We start from the raw sequence: 244 nt of genomic DNA on the forward strand, positions 1-244 counted from the left end.
CAGCGATTATGCCAGCGAAGACGCCTCGATCAACCGCGAGATACGCGCGCTGTTGGAGATCAGCCATAACCCGGCGACGCGCAGCGCCTACAACATTGACACCGAACTGGCGCAGGAACTGGTGGCCGGCCTGCTGCGCTCACCCGCTGTGATCAACGCGCAAATCATCGACGACACCGGCACCAGCCTGGCCAGCGCCACCCGCTCGCGCATCAACAGCCCCTACCGGATGTTCAGCGACCGG

1 pseudogene is annotated in these 244 nt (G+C 64.3%); it reads left to right on the plus strand.

The annotated features are described in order from the left end of the window. A pseudogene (locus AC0IW9_RS31720) lies at nt 1-244 on the plus strand (hypothetical protein); the annotation flags it as partial.

Source organism: Belnapia sp. AC561, assembly GCF_979252845.1.